The organism is Providencia sp. PROV150 (genome assembly GCF_028481025.1).
GTDB classification, from domain to species: Bacteria; Pseudomonadota; Gammaproteobacteria; order Enterobacterales; family Enterobacteriaceae; genus Providencia; species Providencia hangzhouensis.
Map to the genome: position 1 here is coordinate 150,626 of NZ_JAMPPJ010000012.1, position 16,087 is coordinate 166,712.

A 16,087-nucleotide genomic window follows, 5' to 3' on the forward strand; every position below is an offset into this window, starting at 1 on the left:
TTTATATGAATGAGTCTTTTGATGAATTAAATCATTTATTGTTTGGATTACCTTATAATTATGAGGATAAAAACAATTATGATCATCACGATTGGGTCATCAAAACTTATTTTGATCGGATGTATAATGATCACCGTTTCTTAGATGTTGTAGACCACATAGTTCATAAGAGAGGCTATAGTACTGATGGTGCATATTGTCATTTTGCTTGTGAGTATGATGGATTTTTAGATGATATGATTTTTAAAGAGGGGGTTTTTTTTGCAATAGGTTATCCTCCAGAAAAAGAAGATGAAATAGTCGTCAGTGAAGAAACTTGCTTCCACTATGTCAGATTAGCTTGTGAAAAATATTTAAAAGTTCATCCTGAAGACTTAGCTAGCGTAAGTAATTTATTATCAAAAATGCAAATGTCATAAAATAGGATTCTATTGCATTAATAGACAATTGAATAAACACGGGCGGCTATAATTTTAGCCGCCCGTGAATTCTTATCGACACATTTTAGGTAATGTTTCTTTTTTGGGACTACTTACCCAGTAAGTGCAAGAAATGAATATGTTTTTCATATTGGTCTAGGATATCGTGAATGATCTGCTCTTTTGCCCAGCCCATCACGTCATAATCTTGCCGACCTTCTTTTAAGTGAATCTCAGCACGATAGTAGCGTTGCTCCTCGCTCTTTTCATCATCACTTTCTGTCCCCATACCTGCTAAAGCAAAGGCTGGTTGAATGTAGTAACAGGGGAGAAATTCATAGAAAAAGTTTATATCTTTGCCTAAATCGACTTCAAAGCTAAATTACCAGTCCTTCCCACATGATTTAAATAACAGAGCAGTCGGTTTCTATATCTCAATTAGCAACAACGGCAATAATGCGAAGCTCAAGTTGTGTTTTAAATTCATCGCAAATGGCAATATCACGTTAAATGCAGCCCGTGATATTGACTTGCAGTCGGCTAACCTTCAATCCACAGACAAAATTATTGCACTTTCAGACCATGATATTAAATTAGGCTTAATATCTCAAAATTAACCCCCCATCATAGAAAAAGATCAGTTGCATGCCTCTGCGACTAACAAATTGGTTGAGGAAATTAATAAATTAAATTCTAAATCACAAGCCGAGAAGTTTGCAGTTGGGATTGGTGCTTATGATCCTTCTATGGAGAAAACAGCATTTGGGTTTAGTAATGGTAAAGTCAGTGCGGAACTCGTTATGTTTTTATTGCTTTATGTGAAAAAAAATGGCTTACTAAAGCCAAATGCTACATAAGGAAATCGCATGAAACATCAAATAATCATGAGAATAATTGGATCTGAACAGGGGGTAATCACGAAAGACCTTTCAAATTCAAAAAATGATGCGATCCTAATTAATTCAATTAGTTATTCTAGAGAAAAAGATGAAAATGGCACTCCAATTCTACGATTGACGATTGATAAAGATTTGGGTCACTCAACCAAATTTATCTTTGATGCTATCAAAAACGATGAAAAAATAGATATTACTCTTAAATATTTTATTGATGGGGAAGAACCTTCTATTATCAATTATAACAATGTCATTATTGACAGTATACAATCGTTATTTTGTGCTGAAGGATTCAATTTCGATGATAACCTTGCGATAAGACAAGGTAAACCGTATGAATTAATTCAAGTGATTTCATATAATTAAGTATTATAACCTTGATGGTGATTATTATAAATCACCACCATCAAAATGAAAAACAAGACTATTTACACCAATTAAGATAAAAAGCTATATATTAGTATCAGAGGTCATAGTGAAAATAAGAAATATAGATAAGTTAAATAAAAATGACTTTATCAAACTTAGTTCAATTCATTCATCCATTGGAAAAGGGGATGATTTTGATTCATGGTTTGAAGAATCAGTATCAAGTAAAAAGATTCCCAAAATATTGTATTTGATTTATATTATTAACTATTTAACTCTTGTTTTTTTTATGGGGGCACCATTAATTCTATCACTAATACCTTTAACAATCGTATATTTAATCCCTGTATTAATGGTTTTATTTATAGACTCAGTAAATAGTAAAATACCTTTTTTATTTTATCTATCCATAAAATTTAAACTTTTAATTCACTAATGAAAATAAAAAAATTATAAAATACTAATTTTCGTCACTATGTAATTCAAGAATCAATTTCAATTTTATTGCTGATGCTGTTAATGAATATAATAACATTGGCTTATTTCCTATAGCTAATTTTCTTTTATAATTTTCACTAGTCCATCTTTCTATTCTAAACCCGACGTTATCTGGAAAATAGCGTTCAAAAAACCTAATTTTCTTAATCCTTTAGAAGTTTTTGTTGGTAATTGTCTTATTTCAGTTCTTTTCTTTGGATCAATAATTTTAAATGCTCCAAAACCGATATAAAGATTATTTACAAAATCAACATCATAATAAATTTTCTTAGCTGTGATGCTATCTCCACCTAATGCTATAGTACCTTGTTCTATTAAAAATTTAACTGGATCTTGTCTAAAGTTTATTTCACCATCAGTTAACTCATACGTAATATCAGAAATACCTTGATATACACGACCTCCACCATAGGCCATGCTTATCGCACCGGACGTTTTCATTCCGTGACTTCCAATTGTTTTACCTATTCTATAACTAAAAATACCAACTGCTGTTTGAATTGCACCACCTAATATATCAAGGCTCTTGTCACCATAAAAAAGCCAGCCTTCACCAAAATAAGACCTAGTTGCATTATATAGTTCTTTACTTGCCTTTCTTAATTGGGAATACGCTAATTTTTCTGATTCATATTCGAGTTTAATTTCCTCAGTGTATTTATATATATCGGGCCAATTCCCCGTTGAACCTATGTTCTCTCTAAACCAATCCCGAGTGCTATCTACTCGTTGATGCCTAGCATTATTATTATACAGTGCTATATTAAAATCAGCTCGGATCAACCTTATAACTTCATTTATTTCACTTCTGTAACCTTGTTTACAGTAGGGGTCGTCAAGAAAATACCTTGCAGATAACTCAGATATTTTTCTTAATTCATTTGCATACCATTCAAAGGTCTCTTCTGGGCTAGAGAACATTAAAAGCTCCTTTCTTCCCATATACTGTATGTACTAGTACCAGCAATAACATGCTCCCAGGTAACCGATTTAAATCGAAACGATACAGACTCTTCTGGTTGGGCTTGATTGTGAGTAACAGAATTAGGATAAAAACAATTTAGGTCAACAATTGAGGCATCTGTCAGTTTTATTTTATAATACAGCTCTAACCCACCATTCATTGATGTTCTATAAAAAGTAAAGTCGCACGTTAATATCTCACTCGATGTTAATGCTTGAGAAAGTAGTGGGGAAGACTTATCAATTGGCTTACGAATACTAATAGGCTGAAAACTGACATTTTGATGCATCGATAAATTAGAAGACAACTCATTAATAAGAATTTCGTTTTCATGTCCCTTTTGATACTTATTCCCGATAGAATCTATCGTTGAGCATCCTTTCGAGATTAAACCTTGTTTATTTCCTTTTAGCGTAAGATAAATTATATTCGCCATTTTAAGCATTCCCTTTGTCATTAAAGATCAATATAGATAGTTCACAATACCATATACATTACTTAAGTTAAATATTATGATTTAGCATAGATTGCGTTTACCTTGATTTTAAAATTTCCATAAGACCTATTATGTTAAACTGGCGAACTTAGTGTCTAAAACACCCGTTAGGCATCATAAAACCGCCTCAGCGCGTTTTTAGCAACGTTGAGATTGAATGCGAAAACACACTGAAATCGTCGAAAAACATAAACCTGTTTTGTGGTGATAGACGATTTAACCAACCAAGTTAACGAGGGTCGTAGCCGAATCAATTAGGAAAAAGACACGTGGTCATGTCTGTCTATTTGAGGGATAAAACTTACATGAGGGGAGAAAATAAGAGTGCTAATTTTGCTTGTGAGTATGATGGATTTTTAGATGATATGATTTTTAAAGAGGGTGTTTTTTTGCAATAAGTTATCCTCCAGAAAAAGAAGATGAAATAGTCGTCAGTGAAGAAACTTGCTTTTACTATGCCAGATTAGCTTGTGAAAAATATTTAAAAGTTCATCCTGAAGACTTAGCTAGCGTAAGTACTTTATTATCAAAAATTCAAATGTCATAAAATAGGATTCTATTGCATTAATAGATAATCGAATAAACACAGGCGGAGGCGGCTATAATTTTAGCCGCCTGTGAATTCTTATCGACACATTTTAGGTAATGTTTCTTTTTTGGGGCTACTTACCCAGTAAGTGTAAGAAATGGATATGTTTTTCGTATTGGTCTAGGATATCGTGAATGATTTGCTCTTTTGCCCAGCCCATCACATCGTAGTCTTGCCCACCTTCTTTTAAGTGAATTTCAGCGCGATAGTAGCGTTGCTCTTCGCTCTTTTCTTCATCACTTTCTGTCCCCATACCCGATAACGCAAATGACGGTTGAATATAGTAACGTAGGCGAACTTCGTATAAAAAGTTCATATCTTCGCCTAAATCCACTTCAAAACCTATTCGGTCATCTTTATCAGTATGGATATGGCATACAGTACCTTGCTTAGCCAGTTCTTCAGATACCATTTCCATTGATGGCTTCACAGATTCTTCCATAAAGCGTTTAACATGCGCGCGTTTAGGGAAATATACGATGTTACGCAAGCGTCGCTGCCACGGAATAGGGTTACGGCTGGCAGTTGGTGCAATGGTCGCTAACTGTTGGCTATCGCGCTTATAGGCATCGACTCTTAAGGCTTTGAACAAGCCATAAATGGAGGCGAGCAAAACGACAGCAAAGGGAAGAGCACTCGCAATTGTCAGTGTTTGTAACGCTTGGAGACCACCTGCGAGTAACATTGTTATCGCAACGATACCCATTAAACCCGCCCAAAAGATACGTTGCCAAACAGGGGTATTAGAATCGCCGCCTGAAGCTAAAGTATCAACCACCATTGCTCCTGAATCCGCTGAAGTCACGAAAAACACAATGACCATTAGCATAGCAAAGAAAGATAAAACCGAAGAGAATGGAAAATAATTAAGGAATTCAAACAAAGCGAGAGATACGTCTGCCTGAACAGTTTCGGCTAATAAGGTTGCGCCTTTATTTTTAATTAAATCAATCGCTGTGTTACCGAAGAATGTCATCCACATTAAAGTGAAGCCAGCTGGGACAAATAATACCCCCATGACAAATTCACGAATACTACGACCGCGAGAGATACGGGCAATAAACATACCGACAAATGGCGACCAAGATAACCACCATCCCCAATACAGTAGTGTCCAGCCGCCTAACCAATTACTTGATTTGGGTTCATAGGCATAGAGATTGAAGGTTTTATTGACGATCTCTGAAAGGTAGCCACCTGTATTCTCAACGAAAGATTTTAAAAGAAGCACAGTTGGCCCTAAAGCAACGATTAATACGAGCAATAGAAATGCGAGGCCAAGATTGAGTTCCGATAAGATACGGATACCTTTATCTAGTCCTGAAACAACGGAAATTGTTGCAAGCCCTGTAAAAATGATGATCAAAGCCACTTGTACGGTTTCGCTGACTGGTAAACCAAATAAATGGTTCATCCCAGCGTTAACTTGCAGTACACCGAAGCCTAAAGATGTTGCAACACCAAATACCGTCCCTACTACTGCAAATACATCAACTGCATGGCCTATTGGGCCATAAATACGCTCACCAATAATGGGGTAAAGGGCAGAGCGTAATGTGAGAGGGAGGCCGTGGCGATAGCTAAAAAACGCTAAAATTAATGCGACAATGGCATAGATAGCCCAAGCATGTAACCCCCAGTGGAAGAACGTTAAGCGCATGGCTTCTTTTGCGGCTTCAACGGTTTGCGGTTCACCTACAGGTGGGTTGAGGTAGTGCATTACGGGTTCTGCAACCCCAAAAAACATTAGCCCAATTCCCATACCTGCTGAGAAAAGCATGGCAAACCACGAGACATAGCTAAAATTGGGTTGGGCGTGGTCCGGGCCTAATTTTATTTGCCCATAACGGGAGAGTCCCAGATAAGTCACACTCAAAAGAATAATAGCGACGGCTAGAATGTAAAACCAGCTAGCATTATTGAATAAGTTTTGCTGAAGATGACTTAGATGAGATTCTGCGACTTCTGGCATCAAAGCGGCAAAGCCCACGATAACCAAAATAATAACGGCAGAGCTATAAAATACAGGGGGACTAATTTTAGAACGAATTTTTTTAGAATCAGTATCAATTTGACTCATAACAACCTTCTTTTGTTTTGTTTTATTTTATTTTTGGCATACCGATATCGACAAATATGCAGCGAGCTGTCCTTCTTAATGAAACAATGAATAATTGCGAAAAATTTCCCCTAAGGAAACGAGATAGAAAGAACAATAATATGGTGTTGAGGGCAGGCTAAACTGCCAAAAATAGCGATGAAACCCGAGTCTTTATCACCTTCATAAGTTAAAAAATAGGCGGTTATACTGCCATGATACGAGTGAATGATCAACAAGATCGGGAAATAACATTAAATAGAGGATAAAAATATCATGTTAATTATCATTAAATTAATAATTAACAGTGCAGTATTTACATGTTTTACCAATAAGTTAACGCAAATGAGTGAAAGTAAGTACTAGATAAGTAAAAACCTTAGATAAATGGAGGTGGAAATGTGATTAGCGTAATTGGCTATCCTTACTGCCACGCCGATTATAGCCACTAAATGTAGATTGTTTTTTATCTAATTCATTTTGGCAGTTGATACAGAATTTTACGCCGAGTAATGCTAAACGGCGAGCCTCAGGAATTGCCTCACCACACTCTTCACAAAACTCGGCACTTTCACCTGAGTGCAATTGGCGACGAGCTTTCGCTACCGCATCATCAAGAGTGGCATCAATTTGTTCTTGAACAGCATCTTCATTTGCCCAACCATTTGCCATCATTCACCTCTGTTTGATTAAATATTGATCTATATACCAATATAGAGGCGAGAAAATTTAATTCAAGGGCAATTATTACTCTAAAGATAATGTCATATAAATGTGGTCCATTCCCTCTTCATCATACATTTCTCCCTCAGTTTGGTACCCCAGAGTATGGTAAAAATCAATGGCAGTATATTGCGCTGAAAGAGCGATTTTATGGTAATGATGAGAACGGCCATATTGCTCTACAAATTTCATTAATTCACGTCCTAACCCTTTACTTCGGTGTGATTTTTGTACTGCGACACGGCCAACTTTGATGAGATTGTCTTCAAGTAGTACACAACGTAATACCGCAGCTGGCTGCCCATCTAAATACAAAACGACATGTAATGCGGACTCATCATATTCATCGACATCGATATCAGCGGGAAACCCCTGTTCTTGAGTAAAAACTTGTTGGCGCAGGTTGAAAGCATCAGTAAGGAGTTCTGGGTTTGTGTACCCCATGCTATGTTTAATTTGCATTAGTTTTCCTGGTAGCTAGCGAATAAGAAACATAATTATATCGTGGAATGGCGAAAGAGTTAGGTGGGTTTTGTTGTCTTTTTGCACCAAATAAGAATGCAGGCATTTAAAGCCCACATTCTTGAAGGGAACTGAGCGGAAAATTATTTTTTATTGGTTTCTGCGTCATTTTCTGCTTTGAGTGATTCCGTTTTTTCTTTCATATCGGTTGCGACTTCGTCAGCTTTATTAATCGCATCCGTTTTAACTTCTTGGCTCAGTTCTGACGCATTTTGTTTTAACTCTTCAGCTTTATTTTGCGCATCTTTCGTTAATTCATCAGCTTTTTGTTCACCATCTTCTTTTAATTGCTGGGCTTTTTCTTCAGCTTGTTTAACGGTGTCACTTGGTTTGGATGAGTCATCACAACCTACGATAACTGTAACAATTCCCGCGAAAAGAAGTGAAGTGATGAGTTTTATATTCATAAACATATCCTTAGCACGATGCTGGTAAAAATGTTATTGAAGCTCGATATTGGCATAATCGCCAATGTGTATATTTAACTATAGTTGAAATTAAGTGAGTTATAAAATAATTAGGTAAAAAACTGAAATCGTTATATTTTTTTTGATTGTAAACTCAAGTGAATGCTTTTTTTTGGAAAGTCATCTCTTGTTCCATGTTATAGAGTTATAAAATATAGAAAACCAAGCTAAACTGTTCGAACTTATTATTAAATAAATAATGAAAACAAATGTATGGCTTAGATAACAAAGGAATAGCATTATGGCGTACTATTATTCGTTGATTATTTTAAAATTTATTATCGGTTTTGCCATTGTTATCACTCATATGAATCTATCGGGAAAAACGCAGCTTTCCCAAATGACTCCTATTGATTTTATTGGTAATTTTGTTTTAGGAGGTATTATTGGTGGGGTGATTTACAGTGATACTATCCCATTGTACCAGTATGTGACTATTTTAATTATTGGTGTTTTGTTTATAAGCTTTTTGAACTTTTTAACAAAAAGATTTAATTTTTTTCGTAATGTGGCCATTGGTAATCCCATACCTATCATTAAAAAAGGCCAATTTATAATGGAAAACATCTTAGAAAAAGCCAATAAGATAGACCTCATCAATATTTCATCTCGAATTCATGCACAAGGCATTCATTCCTTTCAAGAAATTTATTATGCACAAATAGAACCTGATGGGCAGCTAACCATTATTTGTGATGAAAAAAATATGCCATCAGTGATCCTGATAAAAGAAGGGGTTATTAGAAGCTATGGTTTGGAATCTATCGAAAGAGATGAAGCTTGGTTAATGCAGCAAATTGAATTACAAGATATTGAATCAATAAACGATATTTTCTTAGCTGAATTTTGGCGTGGTGAAGTCACGTTTATTTTGCGGGATGGTAAAATAAACCGCAAGGGAGCACAGCATCTGAAAGTTATAGCTTAAATGAATAGGTCGGTGAAATGCAGATAACATTTCACCGACAGAGACCTAATTATTGTTTTAAATCATCATAAAGCATTAATGAGGATTTATTATCTGGGTCACCAATATAACGAGGTTGAGGTTTAAATGCCTCATTAAACAGGCTTTTTTCGGGCTCAAACCCAGTATAGTTTAAACCTGCTAAATCAGACCACGCGTAGATAAAGTCCATGTTACTGAATGGTCGGGTTGTTTTATCATTCAAATCAAATTGATGAGTTGATAGCCACTCAGGTGATTGCCAAACTAGGAAAGGCACATTATAAATGACCTTACTTGGCTTACCTTCACTACGCCCTAACATTTCATGAGGCGGGGTATCATAAACATCTTCACCATGGTCTGAGAAAAACACCAGAAAACCATTTTCTTTTGAAGAATCAAAGTCCTTGATTAATGTTGAAACAACATAATCGTTATAATGTTGTGCGTTATCATAAGCATTATAATCTTTCACTTCGTCATCATTTAGGTTAGCGGGAACCACGCTGTCTTTATCTTTGAAAATGGCTTTATCTTCTGGGTAGCGGAATTCATAGCGCATATGTGTTCCTAACAGATGGACAACGATAAATTTCTTTTCTGCTGGGTCTGCAAGCGCTTCTTTGAATGGTGCAAAAACCACGTCATCATAGATACGTGAGCTTTGAGCCATATCATTATTCAAATAATATTGCTTATCTGTTTGGCGAGAGAATGCCGTTAATAAGGTGTTGCGTTCAGTCATCGTCTGCTGGTTAGTGATCCAAAACGTTTTAAAGCCCGCTTGCTTCATCATGTTCATCATAGAAGGGCGCGAATTGAACAGTTCAGGCTCAGTTTGTGTCGCAAACGTCAGAATTTGTTGTAGTGCTTCAATAGTATAAGGTCGCGACGTCACAACATCATTGAATACGGATAAATTAGCAGGATAATCCCTTGCAAGTTCATCTAACTCAGGTGTCGTTGGGCGTGAATAGCCATATAGGCTCATTCTATCGCGGCTGGTGGACTCACCTATTACTAATACAAATGTGCGGGGTGTATCACCGTTTGCATCGACAAAGTTTTCTAATGGTGGAATTTTACTGTTGTCGCGGATTAATTCCTCCATGTTTGCTAGCTGGTTTTTATATAAAAAGTAACCACTCACAAACTGCCATGGCGCAGCGTAGGCGAGTTTACTATTTAAATATGATGCGACATTGGCCATTGGTCGGTCTTGTTTAATACCTTTGTTATAATAAGGAATACCGAACAAAATAACTAAAATTAACAATGAAATACCGATTCGCCCTGACTTTGGCAGTGTTACCGGTTTTAGACGTGTCCATAGAAAAATTGCGACTACAGTATAGGCGAGTATGACTCCTAAGACTTTGAAGCTAAAATATTGTTTAAGGAATTCGCCTGCTTCATTAGTATTGGTTTCAAACATCACAAACATGACACTTTGGGATATTTGATGCCCATAAACCACAAAGTAGGCGAGGGCAACTACCGAAGAAAGCCATAAAACAATACCAATTAGTCCCGCAACTAACTTAACTTTTTTAGGGAACAGTAGGGCAGGAACCAGCCAAAGAGAGCTATAGAGTAGTGAATCTCTTAGGCCAATAGAATTACTTTGTCCTGTTACGAGCACATATAGTTGTAATAGTGATGAAAAATACCAAAAGTAGATTAGTAACCAGAACAGTGAGGTCCAGCTAAATTTTTCCGAGTGTGTAGTGTTACTCATAGGTTTTTAAACTCTTGTTTTCTATTATTGTTAAATCGAATTGAAAAATAATTGAGAAATCGGTTTTTAGATATAAAGACGTAGTTTAAGTTCCAAAATATATTATCTATAAATAATATTTCCTTAATAATCATATAACCGTTTGTTTACTAGTGTTTTTTAAAAGCCGTTTTGTTCGCTTGGAATTGGGCAGCTATCGTGATATTCAATTATAGACGATGTTTTGCTAGCCATTGTTAAAATAGTAAAATGTCCAATTAGCATTTGTCATCGTCTTTACGCCATTGGTACTATCCTTTGATATATTTATGGTATATAAGAAAATTTGACGAATGCATTAATGAAGGGTGAGAGCAATACATGTTAGATAATTCATTTGTGGCTTTTTTAAAATCACCCCTATCAATCAGGGTGTTGCTTTCATTGCTAATTATTATTGATGGCGCAATGATTTTAAAGCCTGTATTAAGTGCTTATACCGACTACATTGATTGGCGCGAGTCAGGGCTAACACAGTGGTTAAAATCACTCGGCTTTATGAAGTTACTGGATATTCCTCGTTTTTTATTGGGAATTTCACTGATTTTCCTGTCGCTATTTATGGTTAACGGAGCCCGTATTGCTTGGGTGTTCTCCTTATTTTTACTTGGGATTATTTCATTTGTTGACCTGCGGTTAACACAAGAAAACATACATCAAGGTTATTTTTCCCTCTTTTTATTGGTTGCTTTGTGCCTTTTTTGGAAGTTGTATCATCACCATAGCTTAACCAGTGCCGGGTTTGTGGCAATAACCTGTATTATTGCATTATTGCTGTATTCCATTTTTGGTACTTTATATATTGGTGATGAATTTTCACCAGTGGTTAAAGACGGCACAACGGCCTTTTATTTTGCTTTAGTTTGCATGACAACGGTCGGGTTTGGTGACATTGTTCCGGTTACCGTGGATGCGCGTGTATTCACGGTGACGGTGATTATTTTAGGAATTACAATTTTTACCACTTCAGTGGTTTATATTGTTGGGGTGTTAGCGAAAGGTACGAAAGAAATCGTGCGTAAGAGGTTTTCTTATATGAAAAATCATTATGTGGTGATTGGTAGCACACCAATGGCTGTCAATGTCTATCAAGGGCTGAAAAAACGAGAGCTGCCGGTGGCTGTGATTTGCCAAGAAAACCATCGCAGTCATTATCCCGAAAAAGATAATATTGTGACCGGTGACCCAACCAGTTCCGAATTGCTCGCCGCTGCTAATGTTAAACACGCAAAGTGTGTGTTAGTGATGACAGATAGCGATTCGCTCAGTACTTTCGCTTTATTGGGAGTGAAAGAACAAGCAGGGGAAGGTGGCTCGGTAAAAACCGTGGTGCTAATTAACCAAGAAAGCAATATGGATAAAGTTCGCTTACTTAAACCTGATATGTTGTTTTCATTATCTACGCTAGGTTCAGAGGTTTTGATGCAAGTGCTTTGCGGTGAAGCAATATCGAGCGACTCTATTAGTGATATGCTGTTGAACAAAGTTGCAAAAAGCTAACCTTAAAATAAAAATAACGGGAATTGTGCTTCATGCTAAGTGCTCAACAAGTGAGTTGCCATCGGCAAAATAGGGTGTTATTCCATCAACTTGATTTTATAGTGCAACCTAGTGAAATCTTGCAAGTTGAAGGGCCAAATGGAGCGGGGAAAACAACCTTGCTACGAATGATGGCTGGGTTATTAAAACCTGATGAAGGGGCTGTCTGTTGGAATAATCAATCGATTGATAAACTAAAAGAAGAATTTACTCGTCATTTACTTTATTTAGGCCACAAACCAGCGGTTAAATCATTATTAACACCTTATGAAAACCTCAAATTTTATTACCAAATGCACCATAAAGGGCATGAAGGTGAGCGTATTTGGTCTGCTTTAGAGGAAGTTTCGTTAATTGGTTATGAAGATATTCCTGTTAGCCAACTTTCTGCTGGGCAACAACGGCGTGTTAATTTAGCGAGGTTATGGCTAAGCGAAGCTCCTTTGTGGATACTTGATGAGCCTTTTACCGCAATTGACGTGGCGGGGGTTGCTCGTTTAACAGAACGTTTTCATCAGCATGCAGAGCAAGGGGGGATTATTTTGTTTACCTCCCACCAAGCGATGTCAGGGCAATTTGGTTCACTAAAACTGACGGGTGGGGTTGAATCATGTTTTGGTTATTAATTAAAAGAGAGCTCAAAATTGCGTTTCGAGGTTTTTCTGAGCTCGTTAATCCGCTATGGTTTTTCTTAATTGTTATCACACTATTTCCCCTGAGTATTGGCCCTGAACCTCAATTATTAGCGCGCATTGCTGTTGGGGTGTTTTGGGTTGCGGCCATTTTGTCTTCACTATTATCACTAGAGCGTTTATTTAAGGATGACTACCTTGATGGCTCCCTTGAGCAACTGTTACTCGCACCGCATCCTTTATTTATCACTGTATTTGCGAAGGTGATTGCCCATTGGTTAGTTACAGGGCTGCCCTTGATCTTATTATCCCCTGTTGCGGCATTAATGTTGTCTTTTAGCGCAGACACACTATTTGTATTAGCAGGGACATTATTATTGGGCACACCTGTATTGAGTTTTATTGGGGCGATTGGTGCAGCATTAACCGTTTCCTTAAAAAAAGGCGGTGTCTTGGTGAGCTTGCTTGTTTTACCGCTGTATATTCCTGTGTTGATTTATGCAACAGGTACGATGGAAGCCCACAGTTTTAAAATGCCTCTCGATGGTTATTTTGCCATTCTTGCCGCGTTATTTGCCGCCAGCATCACCTTTTCGCCACTCGCTATTGCAGCTGCATTGAAGCTTAATATTAGCAATAGCTAATTATTTTTCTCTCGTCAAAATAGATAACAAGAGCAAATTAATTTTTGCCTTGTTATCTATTGTCGATTCAGAATTGAAATATAATAATTACTTATACATTTAACGGGTGTTTTTTCTTAAGATTTCATTTTATTCAACTAGTTAATGGGCTTTATTTGTGTTTTTGATACAAATAAAGGTAAGTTTTATAAAAAATCGCATTGAACTCAAATAATTTATTTCAATTGCTACCGTTTTATATTGTTTATTACAAAAAATATTTTTATGTTAAATTATAATTATAATTATAATTATAATTATAATCATAATCATAATCATAATATATGAAGTTAGATGAGTTATAAAAAAGCTTAAATGAGTGTGATTGTAATTTGACTTAAGGTGTGTGAAGTTTCGTATATTACTTTATCTCAAACCAATACAATTAATAATTCTAATGATTTTAAAACGTAATTTTAGCTATAGATCGATTTTGCTTACCTTTTGTCTCCCTATGGTAGCCAAGCGGGCGGTGGTTCACTGAGTCTCAATGCCAGCAAAACCGAGATGCACAGCGATTACCAATCGGTGGATAAACAAACTGGCATCAATGCAGGCAAAGCCAGCAACACCACTCATACAGCGGTATCGGAAGGTGAGATTGTTATTTGCGATAAGGCAAATCAGAAACAAGATGTTACTGATTTAAGTCGATATACAGACAATGCCCATGAGAAGCTGAATATGATTTTTGATAAAGAAAAAGAACAGAAACGGATACCCATCTAAATGGGCTAAAATTGAATGGCTAATAAAGAATAAGAGTAAAAAATAGTTTATTATTTAATGATAAACATCTTTAAATTATATTAAATAATCTAGGTTCATCAATGCTGATAATATTCAGGAATAAAAATCCAATGTATAATAAAAAGCTAAAAGTGGTTTATATATCGTATGATTTTTTAAAGTTAATATAGCGAGTTTGTTTTTACTATTTATTATGAATCATATTTTTATGCTTTATTGTGATAAAATGTTAAATTGGTTTATTGTTCTTAAATGAAAGTAATCAAATGCCAAATAATACTAAATAATTAATGGACAAAAGGTGACTTATTATCTAGTGTATTGTTCCAATATGTTAGTTTAGGAAAAAATCACAAAAGGTAGCATATAATGTCGAATATTTTATCATTAGATAGTGATAATTTCTCGAGTACACTTTACCCCCTAGAGCAAGATGAGCAACAAACTGTAGTTGTTTATTTTTCGGCTTCTTGGTGTTTACCGTGTAAAAATATGTATCCTATTTTTACTAAGCTTTCTGAGTGTTTTCAAGAAAATAACATCGATTTTGGTATTGTTGATATTGCTCAATCGCCCACTTTAGCTCCTCGATATGGTATAAAATCAGTGCCGACAATTGCGGTTTTCCAAGATACTCGGTTAATCGATATTATTGCAGGAGAAGTACCATTTAATAGGGCATTAATGGTATTGGAGAAAACGCTCGGTAAGCGTTAATATTCAGCGAATATATTTAATAATAATGATAAGACATTCATAATGTTAATACTGATATTAGAAGGGCTATTGATAGGCTGTCTACTAGGTTTAACGGGAGCGGGAGGTGGAATTCTTGCTGTTCCTGCTTTAATGGCAAGCCAAAATTGGAGTGTAGCATTAGCAGCACCTGTAGGGCTTTTAGCTATTACAATAGCGGCTTTTATTAGTGTTATTCAAGGGCTTATAAAAAAGAATATTCGCTATAAAGCAGCTATTTGGATAGCGCTATTGAGTATTCCTTCTGCTAAGTATGGTATTTACCTTGCCCATATTGTTCCTCCAGTTTGGTTAACGCTTATTTTTAGCCTTGTTATGCTTTATGTCGGGGGACGTATATTTTTCAATCGGGGTGATGAGCAAAATGATGCACATTGTTTAATTAATACAGAAACTGGGAAATTTATTTGGAACACTAAAACAGCGTTAATCTTTGGGGGAATTGGTGTCATTACAGGATTACTTACTGGCATGTTAGGTGTCGGTGGTGGTTTTATTATTGTTCCTGCATTGCGAAAATTCACTAATTTGAATATGAAGAGTATTATCGCAACATCATTAATGGTTATCTTCTGTATTGGTAGTATTAGTATTTTTATTAATGTCTGGAATGGGTTTCAATATCCTAAAGAAATTAGCATCGTTTTCATTGCTTCATGTGTTGTTGGCTTATTAATTGGTCGATTAATAATGCATTATATTTCTAATAAAGCCATTCAAATACTATTTTCAAGTGCTGTTATCTTTGTTGCCTTAGGGTTGATTTCATCAGTATTGATTGAATTTAATGTCATTTGAAATAGGTTTTAAATATCACTTATTAAATAAATTTTTATAATTCATGCAGTGTGTCACTATTTTGAATGTTCAATCATTTATTCTTCTTTAAAAAAGTAAATTTGATTTATCTTCAAGCTCAAAAAGGTATAATGAACCATCGCATTTTTCTACCCTGATAAT

The 16,087-nt window shown here is 35.8% G+C and carries 17 protein-coding genes and 2 pseudogenes; 11 read left to right on the forward strand and 8 right to left on the reverse strand.

The genetic code is table 11. The annotated features are described in order from the left end of the window. Positions 1-5: 5 nt before the first annotated feature. Positions 6-419: a ribonuclease toxin immunity protein CdiI gene (cdiI, locus tag PSE83_RS10145; RefSeq protein ID WP_136134808.1), complete on the forward strand. Its 414-nt coding sequence runs from the start codon at positions 6-8 to the stop codon at positions 417-419. Positions 420-528: 109 nt separating this feature from the next. On the opposite strand, the pseudogene PSE83_RS10150 reads toward cdiI (PSE83_RS10145), so the two are convergent. Then, positions 529-795 (reverse strand): annotated as a pseudogene (locus PSE83_RS10150) (choline transporter); the annotation flags it as partial. Between the two features lie 265 nt (positions 796-1,060). Between PSE83_RS10150 and PSE83_RS10155 the strand changes: the two are divergent. Next, positions 1,061-1,276, forward strand: a complete 216-nt coding sequence (locus tag PSE83_RS10155) for a hypothetical protein (protein ID WP_004905277.1) — start codon at positions 1,061-1,063, stop codon at positions 1,274-1,276. Positions 1,277-1,285: 9 nt separating this feature from the next. Then, positions 1,286-1,681, forward strand: coding sequence for a hypothetical protein (locus tag PSE83_RS10160; protein WP_164564638.1), 396 nt, complete (start codon positions 1,286-1,288; stop codon positions 1,679-1,681). A gap of 591 nt (positions 1,682-2,272) precedes the next feature. Here the strand turns inward: PSE83_RS10160 and PSE83_RS10165 are convergent. After that, positions 2,273-3,103, reverse strand: coding sequence for a hypothetical protein (locus tag PSE83_RS10165; protein ID WP_164564642.1), 831 nt, complete (start codon positions 3,101-3,103; stop codon positions 2,273-2,275). Continuing rightward, positions 3,103-3,582: an Hcp family type VI secretion system effector gene (locus tag PSE83_RS10170; protein WP_036958545.1), complete on the reverse strand. Its 480-nt coding sequence runs from the start codon at positions 3,580-3,582 to the stop codon at positions 3,103-3,105. The genes PSE83_RS10165 and PSE83_RS10170 overlap by 1 nt, the downstream gene beginning before the upstream one ends. A 451-nt stretch (positions 3,583-4,033) precedes the next feature. Between PSE83_RS10170 and cdiI (PSE83_RS10175) the strand changes: the two are divergent. Further along, positions 4,034-4,189 (forward strand): annotated as a pseudogene (gene cdiI / locus PSE83_RS10175) (ribonuclease toxin immunity protein CdiI); the annotation flags it as partial. 115 nt (positions 4,190-4,304) lie between these two features. On the opposite strand, the gene PSE83_RS10180 reads toward cdiI (PSE83_RS10175), so the two are convergent. From PSE83_RS10180 to PSE83_RS10195, 4 genes are all read right to left on the reverse strand, one after another. Then, the gene (locus tag PSE83_RS10180) at positions 4,305-6,311 is read right to left on the reverse strand and encodes a BCCT family transporter (protein ID WP_004905267.1); all 2,007 of its coding nucleotides are present in this window, start codon (positions 6,309-6,311) and stop codon (positions 4,305-4,307) included. A 423-nt stretch (positions 6,312-6,734) separates the two neighbouring features. Next, positions 6,735-7,001 carry a DksA/TraR family C4-type zinc finger protein gene (locus tag PSE83_RS10185; RefSeq protein WP_096864748.1) on the reverse strand — a complete coding sequence of 89 codons (267 nt, stop codon included), beginning with the start codon at positions 6,999-7,001 and terminating at the stop codon, positions 6,735-6,737. A gap of 75 nt (positions 7,002-7,076) precedes the next feature. After that, positions 7,077-7,514, reverse strand: a complete 438-nt coding sequence (locus PSE83_RS10190) for a GNAT family N-acetyltransferase (RefSeq protein WP_004905264.1) — start codon at positions 7,512-7,514, stop codon at positions 7,077-7,079. Positions 7,515-7,657: 143 nt separating this feature from the next. After that, complete coding sequence (locus PSE83_RS10195) at positions 7,658-7,981, reverse strand: hypothetical protein (RefSeq protein ID WP_036958543.1); 324 nt, start codon at positions 7,979-7,981, stop codon at positions 7,658-7,660. Positions 7,982-8,282: 301 nt separating this feature from the next. Here PSE83_RS10195 and PSE83_RS10200 point away from each other — a divergent pair, with 301 nt between their 5' ends. After that, positions 8,283-8,969: a DUF421 domain-containing protein gene (locus PSE83_RS10200; RefSeq protein ID WP_004905262.1), complete on the forward strand. Its 687-nt coding sequence runs from the start codon at positions 8,283-8,285 to the stop codon at positions 8,967-8,969. A 49-nt stretch (positions 8,970-9,018) separates the two neighbouring features. Here the strand turns inward: PSE83_RS10200 and cptA are convergent, their stop codons facing one another. Next, complete coding sequence (cptA, locus tag PSE83_RS10205) at positions 9,019-10,728, reverse strand: phosphoethanolamine transferase CptA (RefSeq protein ID WP_036958542.1); 1,710 nt, start codon at positions 10,726-10,728, stop codon at positions 9,019-9,021. Positions 10,729-11,088: 360 nt separating this feature from the next. Here cptA and PSE83_RS10210 point away from each other — a divergent pair, with 360 nt between their 5' ends. The 6 genes from PSE83_RS10210 to PSE83_RS10235 all read left to right on the forward strand — a co-directional run bounded on the left by PSE83_RS10210 (position 11,089) and on the right by PSE83_RS10235 (position 15,925). Continuing rightward, complete coding sequence (locus PSE83_RS10210; protein ID WP_004905258.1) at positions 11,089-12,267, forward strand: ion channel; 1,179 nt, start codon at positions 11,089-11,091, stop codon at positions 12,265-12,267. Between the two features lie 32 nt (positions 12,268-12,299). After that, positions 12,300-12,932, forward strand: coding sequence for a cytochrome c biogenesis heme-transporting ATPase CcmA (gene ccmA / locus PSE83_RS10215; protein WP_004914240.1), 633 nt, complete (start codon positions 12,300-12,302; stop codon positions 12,930-12,932). After that, entirely contained in the window at positions 12,917-13,582 is a 666-nt protein-coding gene (gene ccmB, locus PSE83_RS10220) for a heme exporter protein CcmB (protein ID WP_004905254.1), read from the forward strand. The genes ccmA and ccmB overlap by 16 nt, the downstream gene beginning before the upstream one ends. Positions 13,583-14,128: 546 nt before the next feature. After that, a complete protein-coding gene (locus PSE83_RS10225) occupies positions 14,129-14,350 on the forward strand; it encodes a hypothetical protein (protein ID WP_036958541.1) in 222 nt (73 codons plus the stop codon). A gap of 390 nt (positions 14,351-14,740) precedes the next feature. Further along, entirely contained in the window at positions 14,741-15,088 is a 348-nt protein-coding gene (locus tag PSE83_RS10230; RefSeq protein ID WP_096864752.1) for a thioredoxin family protein, read from the forward strand. 42 nt (positions 15,089-15,130) lie between these two features. Continuing rightward, positions 15,131-15,925 carry a sulfite exporter TauE/SafE family protein gene (locus tag PSE83_RS10235; RefSeq protein ID WP_004905249.1) on the forward strand — a complete coding sequence of 265 codons (795 nt, stop codon included), beginning with the start codon at positions 15,131-15,133 and terminating at the stop codon, positions 15,923-15,925. Positions 15,926-16,087: the final 162 nt, after the last annotated feature.

Excerpts from the sequence above, each read along its gene's own strand:
- PSE83_RS10170 (WP_036958545.1), bottom strand. The coding sequence starts at position 3,582 with ATGGCGAATATAATTTATCTTACGCTAAAAGGAAATAAACAAGGTTTA.
- PSE83_RS10210 (WP_004905258.1), top strand. The coding sequence starts at position 11,089 with ATGTTAGATAATTCATTTGTGGCTTTTTTAAAATCACCCCTATCAATC.
- cdiI (WP_136134808.1), top strand. The coding sequence starts at position 6 with ATGAATGAGTCTTTTGATGAATTAAATCATTTATTGTTTGGATTACCT.
- PSE83_RS10235 (WP_004905249.1), top strand. The coding sequence starts at position 15,131 with ATGTTAATACTGATATTAGAAGGGCTATTGATAGGCTGTCTACTAGGT.
- ccmA (WP_004914240.1), top strand. The coding sequence starts at position 12,300 with ATGCTAAGTGCTCAACAAGTGAGTTGCCATCGGCAAAATAGGGTGTTA.
- PSE83_RS10225 (WP_036958541.1), top strand. The coding sequence starts at position 14,129 with ATGCACAGCGATTACCAATCGGTGGATAAACAAACTGGCATCAATGCA.
- PSE83_RS10185 (WP_096864748.1), bottom strand. The coding sequence starts at position 7,001 with ATGGCAAATGGTTGGGCAAATGAAGATGCTGTTCAAGAACAAATTGAT.
- PSE83_RS10180 (WP_004905267.1), bottom strand. The coding sequence starts at position 6,311 with ATGAGTCAAATTGATACTGATTCTAAAAAAATTCGTTCTAAAATTAGT.
- PSE83_RS10160 (WP_164564638.1), top strand. The coding sequence starts at position 1,286 with ATGAAACATCAAATAATCATGAGAATAATTGGATCTGAACAGGGGGTA.
- cptA (WP_036958542.1), bottom strand. The coding sequence starts at position 10,728 with ATGAGTAACACTACACACTCGGAAAAATTTAGCTGGACCTCACTGTTC.
- PSE83_RS10230 (WP_096864752.1), top strand. The coding sequence starts at position 14,741 with ATGTCGAATATTTTATCATTAGATAGTGATAATTTCTCGAGTACACTT.
- PSE83_RS10165 (WP_164564642.1), bottom strand. The coding sequence starts at position 3,103 with ATGTTCTCTAGCCCAGAAGAGACCTTTGAATGGTATGCAAATGAATTA.
- PSE83_RS10200 (WP_004905262.1), top strand. The coding sequence starts at position 8,283 with ATGGCGTACTATTATTCGTTGATTATTTTAAAATTTATTATCGGTTTT.
- PSE83_RS10195 (WP_036958543.1), bottom strand. The coding sequence starts at position 7,981 with ATGAATATAAAACTCATCACTTCACTTCTTTTCGCGGGAATTGTTACA.
- ccmB (WP_004905254.1), top strand. The coding sequence starts at position 12,917 with ATGTTTTGGTTATTAATTAAAAGAGAGCTCAAAATTGCGTTTCGAGGT.
- PSE83_RS10190 (WP_004905264.1), bottom strand. The coding sequence starts at position 7,514 with ATGCAAATTAAACATAGCATGGGGTACACAAACCCAGAACTCCTTACT.